Genomic DNA, 6,423 nt, shown 5'->3' with positions numbered 1-6,423 from the left:
AACGACCTCGACCGCATCATGGGGCTGTACGGGAACATGAACGAAAGATACTGGTAGCCTATGAATTTCGACAACCTTCACCAGATTCTGCGCTCGCTCTATGAGCAGATGATGCCGCTATGCGGGGACATGGCGGGTGTGGCGAAAGGCATTGCCGGGCTGGGCGCGCTGTTCTACGTCGCCTACCGGGTGTGGCAGTCGCTGGCGAGAGCCGAACCGATAGACGTGTTCCCTATGCTCCGCCCCTTTGCGATAGGCTTGTGCATCATGTTCTTTCCGACGGTGGTATTAGGTACGATAAACAGCATCATGTCGCCCGTCGTGCAGGGTACGGCAAAGATGCTGGAGGCGGAAACGCTGGACATGAACCGATACCGTGAGCAGAAGGATAAACTGGAATACGAGGCGATGATGCGTAATCCCGAAACCGCCTACCTCGTGTCGAACGAGGAGTTTGACAAACAGTTGGAGGAACTGGGCTGGTCGCCCGGCGACATGGTGACGATGGCGGGGATGTATATCGAGCGCGGGATGTACAACATGAAGAAGGGCATCCGCGACTTCTTCCGCTAGATATTGGAACTGATGTTCCAAGCCGCCGCACTCGTGATAGACACCAGCCGCACGTTCTTCCTCGTGGTGCTGGCGATACTCGGTCCGATAGCCTTCGCCATATCGGTATGGGTCGGCTTCCAAAGCACGCTCACGCAATGGATATGCCGCTACATACAGGTCTATCTGTGGCTGCCCGTGTCGGATATGTTCAGCACCATACTGGCGAAAATCCAAGTGCTGATGCTGCAAAGCGACATCGAACGGATGCAGGCTGACCCGAACTTTTCGCTGGATTCGAGCGACGGGGTGTATATCGTCTTCATGATAATCGGCATCATCGGTTACTTCACCATCCCGACGGTGGCAGGCTGGATTATCCAAGCCGGAGGCATGGGAAGCTACGGTCGCAACGTGAACCAGACGGCAGGACGAGCCGGAAGCATGGCGGGCAGCGTGGCGGGTGCAGCCGCAGGAAACGTGGTCGGACGTGCCGGGAAACTGCTGAAATAATCAACTGACAATTAAAAACGAATAAACAACAATGGAATTTAAGTCACTCAAAAACATCGAATCATCGTTCAGGCAGATACGCCTGTTCGGTATCGTCTTCCTCTCGCTGTGCGCCGTGATAACGGTATGGAGCGTGTGGAGTTCCTACCGCTTCGCTGAGCGACAACGGGAAAAGATTTACGTGCTGGACAACGGCAAGTCGCTGATGCTGGCTCTCTCGCAGGACTTGTCGCAGAACCGTCCGGCGGAGGCAAGGGAACACGTGCGCCGCTTCCACGAGCTGTTCTTCACGCTCTCGCCCGAAAAGAGCGCGATAGAGCATAATGTGAAACGCGCCCTGCTATTAGCGGACAAAAGCGTGTACAACTACTATTCGGACTTCGCCGAGAAGGGGTACTACAACCGTATCATCGCCGGGAATATCAACCAAGTGCTGAAGGTGGACAGCGTGGTATGCGATTTCAACGGCTATCCCTACCGTGCCGTGACCTACGCCACGCAGAAGATCATCAGACAAAGCAACGTCACCGAGCGCAGCCTCGTGACGACGTGCCGCCTCTTGAACTCGTCCCGTTCGGACGACAATCCCAACGGTTTCACCATCGAGGGATTCACCATCATCGAGAACAAGGATTTACAAACCATCAAAAGGTAACGGACATGAAGAAAATCAGGAAATCATTTTGGCGTGCGTACTGGAAACTCCACGACAAAAAGAAAATGCTGGTGGCAAGGCTCAAAGGCTATCTGGACGGTTTGCCTCCGAAGACACGCAAACGCATCGTGCTGACGATGCTCGCCGCCTTCACGGTGCTTGCCCTCTACACCTTCGGAAAAGCCGTCTATGACATCGGCAGGAATGACGGCAGCCGTATGGTGACAGACCATGCCGGACAAGTGGAACTGTCCGTAAAGCCGGACAACAATCATAATGTAATACCTTATTTATATGGAACAGACGAAGAATGAACCTAAAAACGAGAACAAGGCGGCTCCCGACAACGGGAAACCGAAGAACCAACGCCAAGCCGAGAGCCATCAAGCCTGCTTGAATGGCCAAGGCGCGAAGGAGGAAGGCAAAGCCAAGGAGCGCAAGCCGCTGACCGAAGCCCAAAGGCTGAAACGTCAGAAAATGATAGTGTTGCCCGCTATGGTGCTGGTATTCATCGGGGCGATGTGGCTGATATTCGCCCCGTCTTCCGACAAGGAGCAGCAACCGGGGACGGGAGGTTACAACATCGAAATGCCCGACGCGGACAAGGCGAACCGCCAGATCATCGGCGACAAGGCGAAAGCCTACGAGCAGGGGGCGATGGAAGAACGGCAGGAGAACCGCAGCCGTGCCATGCAGGAACTGGGCGATATGTTCGACCGCGAGGTGGCGGAAACGGACGGCGGCAGGGACTTCGACCTTGCTAATCCCGGAAATGCGGAAGAAGCAACATCAACATCATCCGCTCCGAAAACCATCCAATCATCCGCAGCCGCCTACCGCGACCTCAATGCCACGCTCGGCAACTTCTACGAGCAGCCGAAGAACGACAACGCGGAAATGGATGAACTGTTGGAGCGCATCGCCTCGCTGGAATCGAAACTGGAGAGCGAGAAAGACAAGGCGTCCGCTATGGATGACCAAGTGGCACTCATGGAGAAGTCTTACGAGTTGGCGGCGAAGTACATGGGCGGACAGAACGGCACACAGCCACCTGTCGGACAGGCGGCTGAGCCTTATCCCGTGCAGAAAGCCGGAAAGAACACGGCTGCACCTGTCAGGCAGGTGACGCATCAGGTGGTATCCTCGCTCTCACAGCCGATGAGCAACGCCGAGTTTGTCGCCTCCTTCTCGCAGGAGCGTAACCGCAGTTTCAATACGGCGGTGGGCGTCACGACCGTATCAGACAAGAACACCATATCGGCGTGTGTCTATGGGGCGCAGAGCGTGACCGACGGGCAAGCTGTCAAACTCCGGCTGCTGGAGCCGATGGAGGTAGCGGACAAAATCATCCCCCGCAATGCGGTGGTGGTAGGCACAGCAAAGATTCAGGGCGAACGGCTTGACATAGGAATCACGTCGTTGGAATATGACGGCACTATCATTCCGGTGGAGCTGGCGGTGTATGACACGGACGGGCAACCCGGTATCTTTATTCCCAACTCGATGGAAATGAATGCCGTCAGGGAGGTTGCCGCCAACATGGGCGGCTCGCTGGGCAGCAGCATCAATATCTCCACCAACGCAGGGGCGCAGCTTGCCTCCGATTTGGGCAAGGGGCTGATACAAGGCACAAGCCAGTATATCGCCAAGAAGATGCGTACCGTCAAGGTGCATCTGAAAGCCGGGTATAAGGTAATGCTCTATCAGGACAGGAATTGAAAACAGAAAAAGTAACAACAATCCAATTTTTATTTACCACTAAAATCCAAAGTAATGAGAAAAGTAATCATCATGTTTGCCCTCGCTATGGGCATCGTAACTGCCAACGCGCAGGAGAACGTAACCGTTGGAAAGGACAACGGAAGTGAACAACCGACCTTGACAAAGGAGGTCTATCCGCAGAAGGAGGCGGACGGCGACCTGTATCACGGGCTGACAAAGAAGCTGACCTTTGACCGCATGGTCCCTCCGCACGGCTTGGAAGTGACCTACGACAAGACCGTCCACGTCATTTTCCCCTCGGAGGTTCGTTACGTCGATTTAGGTTCGCCCGACCTGATTGCGGGCAAAGCCGACGGAGCGGAGAACGTCATCCGCGTGAAGGCTACCGTGAGGAACTTCCCGAACGAAACCAATATGTCCGTGATAACAGAGGACGGGAGTTTCTATACCTTCAACGTGAAATATGCCTCCGAACCGTTGCTGCTCAATGTGGAGATGTGCGACTTCATCCATGACGGCGAGAAGGTGAACCGCCCGAACAATGCGCAGGAAATCTATCTGAAGGAACTGGGCAGCGAAAGCCCGATGCTGGTACGCCTTATCATGAAGTCCATCCACAAGCAGAACAAGCGCGAGGTGAAGCACATCGGCTGCAAGCGATTCGGCATCCAGTACCTGCTGAAAGGCATCTACACGCATAATGGTTTGCTCTATTTCCACACGGAGATAAAGAACCAGAGCAACGTGCCTTTCGACGTGGACTACATCACATGGAAAATCGTGGACAAGAAGGTGGCGAAGCGTACCGCCGTGCAGGAGCAGATCATCCTGCCGCTCCGTGCGCAGAATTACGCCACACTCGTGCCGGGCAAGAAGAGCGAGCGCACGGTGTTCACGATAGCGAAGTTCACTATCCCCGACGATAAATGCCTCGTGGTGGAACTCAACGAGAAGAACGGGGGGCGTCACCAGTCTTTCGTGATTGAGAACGAGGACTTGGTACGTGCCAATACCATCAACGAACTTCAAGTGCGCTGACCATGAGAAAGTACATCGCAATAATCATCGCGTCGCTTGCCCTGTTTACGGGGCAGGCGCACGCCCAGCGATGCCTGCCGAAGATGCAGGGCATCGAGGTCAGGGCGAACATGGCGGACCGCTTCAATCCCGGCGGCAACGACGGCGGGTACAGTTTCGGGGCGGCTCTCTCCACCTACACGAAAAAGGGGAACAAATGGGTGTTCGGCGGCGAATATCTGTTGAAGAACAACCCTTACAAGGACGGAAAGATACCCGTGGCGCAGTTCACGGCGGAGGGCGGATACGACTTCAAGATACTTTCCGATGCCCGTAAAATCGTGTTCGTCTATGCAGGTGCTTCGGCTCTTGCCGGATATGAATCGGTGAACTGGGGCGAAAAGGTACTGCATGACGGCTCCACGCTCCATGACCGGGACGCCTTCATCTACGGCGGTGCGCTGACGCTCGATGTGGAGTTTTACGTGGCAGACCGTATCGCCCTGCTCGCCAACCTCCGGGAGCGTTGCCTGTGGGGTGGCGACACGAGGAAGTTTCATACGCAGTTCGGGGTCGGAATCAAGTTCATCATCAACTGACACGGACATGGAACGGACGGAAATAGACATCATCAGACAAATGCCCATTGCGGTTTTTCTCGCACGGCTGGGGCATGAGCCTGTCAGAAGGAGCGGTAACGAGCTGTGGTATATCGCCCCGTATAGGGGCGAGCGCACGCCCTCTTTCCGTGTGAACGTGGCGAAACAGCTCTGGTACGACTTCGGTCTGGGCAAAGGTGGTGACATCTTCACGCTTGCCGGGGAGTTTATCGGAAGTGGCGACTTCATGGAACAAGTGAAGTTTATAGCGGGAACCTCTAATATGCAGATTGCAGAGTTTGACAAACCGACCTACATTCCGAAGCAGACAGAACCTGCCTTTGAGGGAGTGGAAGCCGTCCCTCTGCTTCGTTCTCCACTGACAGACTATCTGGCGGAACGGAGCATTCCTTACGTTGTCGCATCACGCTACTGCTGCCGACTGAATTACTGTGTGCGTGGCAAACGATATTTTGCCGTCGGTTTCCCGAACGTGGCGGGTGGATATGAGATCCGCAGCCGCTTCTTCAAAGGATGCGTGCCTCCGAAAGATGTGTCGCTGGTCAAGGCGGAAGGCTCTCCGGCTGACGTGTGCAGCGTTTTTGAAGGCTTCATGGACTTTCTTTCTGCTGCCACGTTCGGATTGGAAAAGGGTGAGTGCCTCGTATTGAACTCTGTTGCCAACGTGGAAAAGGCAATGAGGTATCTGGACGGCTGCGGGTGCATAGACTGTTATCTCGACCATGACGCAGCCGGACGGCGCACGTTGAAAACGCTGAAAGGACATTATGGAGAACGTGTCTATGACCGTTCCGCTCTCTATGACGGTTGCAAGGACTTGAACGAGTATCTGCAACTGACAACCAAAAAAGAACAATAACTTAAAAATCAAATGACAATGAACATACTGAACAACAAAAACAAGAGAATATCAATCTTCAAGACGTTGGCACTCTGCCTGTTCGCTGCCGTGTCGCTCACGCTCGTATCGTGTGACGACGACATGGACATACAGCAATCCTATCCCTTCACGGTGGAAACCATGCCCGTGCCGAACAAGGTGACGAAGGGGCAGACGGTTGAAATCCGCTGTGAGCTGAAAAAGACGGGCGACTTCGCCAACACCCTCTACACCATCCGGTATTTCCAGTTCGAGGGGGAAGGCACGCTGAAAATGGACAACGGAATCACGTTCCTGCCCAATGACCGCTACCTGCTTGAAAACGAGAAGTTCCGGCTGTACTACACGGCGGCGGGTGAGGAAGCGCACAACTTCATCGTGGTAGTGGAGGACAATTTCAGCAACTCCTACGAGTTGGAATTTGACTTCAACAACCGAAACGTGAAGGATGACGGGGTTATCAC

General features: G+C 54.5%; 7 protein-coding genes and 1 pseudogene. All 8 read left to right on the top strand.

Going from position 1 to position 6,423, the window contains the following annotated elements; translation table 11 throughout:
- The first annotated feature begins 60 nt into the window (after positions 1 to 60).
- Positions 61 to 1,065: pseudogene (gene traJ / locus DW033_RS23820) on the top strand (conjugative transposon protein TraJ).
- Between the two features lie 31 nt (positions 1,066 to 1,096).
- A complete protein-coding gene (gene traK / locus DW033_RS23815) occupies positions 1,097 to 1,720 on the top strand; it encodes a conjugative transposon protein TraK (protein WP_004308925.1) in 624 nt (207 codons plus the stop codon).
- A 5-nt stretch (positions 1,721 to 1,725) separates the two neighbouring features.
- Positions 1,726 to 2,034: a TraL conjugative transposon family protein gene (locus DW033_RS23810; RefSeq protein WP_032567516.1), complete on the top strand. Its 309-nt coding sequence runs from the start codon at positions 1,726 to 1,728 to the stop codon at positions 2,032 to 2,034.
- Positions 2,015 to 3,439: a conjugative transposon protein TraM gene (traM, locus tag DW033_RS23805; RefSeq protein ID WP_032567515.1), complete on the top strand. Its 1,425-nt coding sequence runs from the start codon at positions 2,015 to 2,017 to the stop codon at positions 3,437 to 3,439. The genes DW033_RS23810 and traM overlap by 20 nt, the downstream gene beginning before the upstream one ends.
- 54 nt (positions 3,440 to 3,493) lie before the next feature.
- Positions 3,494 to 4,480 (top strand): conjugative transposon protein TraN, encoded by a 987-nt coding sequence (gene traN / locus DW033_RS23800; RefSeq protein WP_122383226.1) that lies wholly within the window; start codon positions 3,494 to 3,496, stop codon positions 4,478 to 4,480.
- Positions 4,481 to 4,482: 2 nt separating this feature from the next.
- Positions 4,483 to 5,058 carry a conjugal transfer protein TraO gene (locus tag DW033_RS23795; protein WP_008645934.1) on the top strand — a complete coding sequence of 192 codons (576 nt, stop codon included), beginning with the start codon at positions 4,483 to 4,485 and terminating at the stop codon, positions 5,056 to 5,058.
- 7 nt (positions 5,059 to 5,065) lie between these two features.
- The gene (locus DW033_RS23790) at positions 5,066 to 5,938 is read left to right on the top strand and encodes a toprim domain-containing protein (RefSeq protein ID WP_008645933.1); all 873 of its coding nucleotides are present in this window, start codon (positions 5,066 to 5,068) and stop codon (positions 5,936 to 5,938) included.
- An 18-nt stretch (positions 5,939 to 5,956) separates the two neighbouring features.
- A partial coding sequence (locus DW033_RS23785) for a DUF3872 domain-containing protein (protein ID WP_118289780.1) occupies positions 5,957 to 6,423 on the top strand: 467 nt, incomplete at its 3' end.

It is taken from the genome of Parabacteroides sp. AF39-10AC, from assembly GCF_003635405.1.
Lineage (GTDB): Bacteria > Bacteroidota > Bacteroidia > Bacteroidales > Tannerellaceae > Parabacteroides > Parabacteroides distasonis.
The sequence above is the reverse complement of the archived record's forward strand: the minus strand, read 5'-3'. Positions and strand labels throughout refer to the sequence as shown.

Coding starts and splice junctions, on each gene's coding strand:
- traK (WP_004308925.1), top strand. CDS start 1,097: ATGGAATTTAAGTCACTCAAAAACATCGAATCATCGTTCAGGCAGATA.
- DW033_RS23810 (WP_032567516.1), top strand. CDS start 1,726: ATGAAGAAAATCAGGAAATCATTTTGGCGTGCGTACTGGAAACTCCAC.
- traM (WP_032567515.1), top strand. CDS start 2,015: ATGGAACAGACGAAGAATGAACCTAAAAACGAGAACAAGGCGGCTCCC.
- traN (WP_122383226.1), top strand. CDS start 3,494: ATGAGAAAAGTAATCATCATGTTTGCCCTCGCTATGGGCATCGTAACT.
- DW033_RS23795 (WP_008645934.1), top strand. CDS start 4,483: ATGAGAAAGTACATCGCAATAATCATCGCGTCGCTTGCCCTGTTTACG.
- DW033_RS23790 (WP_008645933.1), top strand. CDS start 5,066: ATGGAACGGACGGAAATAGACATCATCAGACAAATGCCCATTGCGGTT.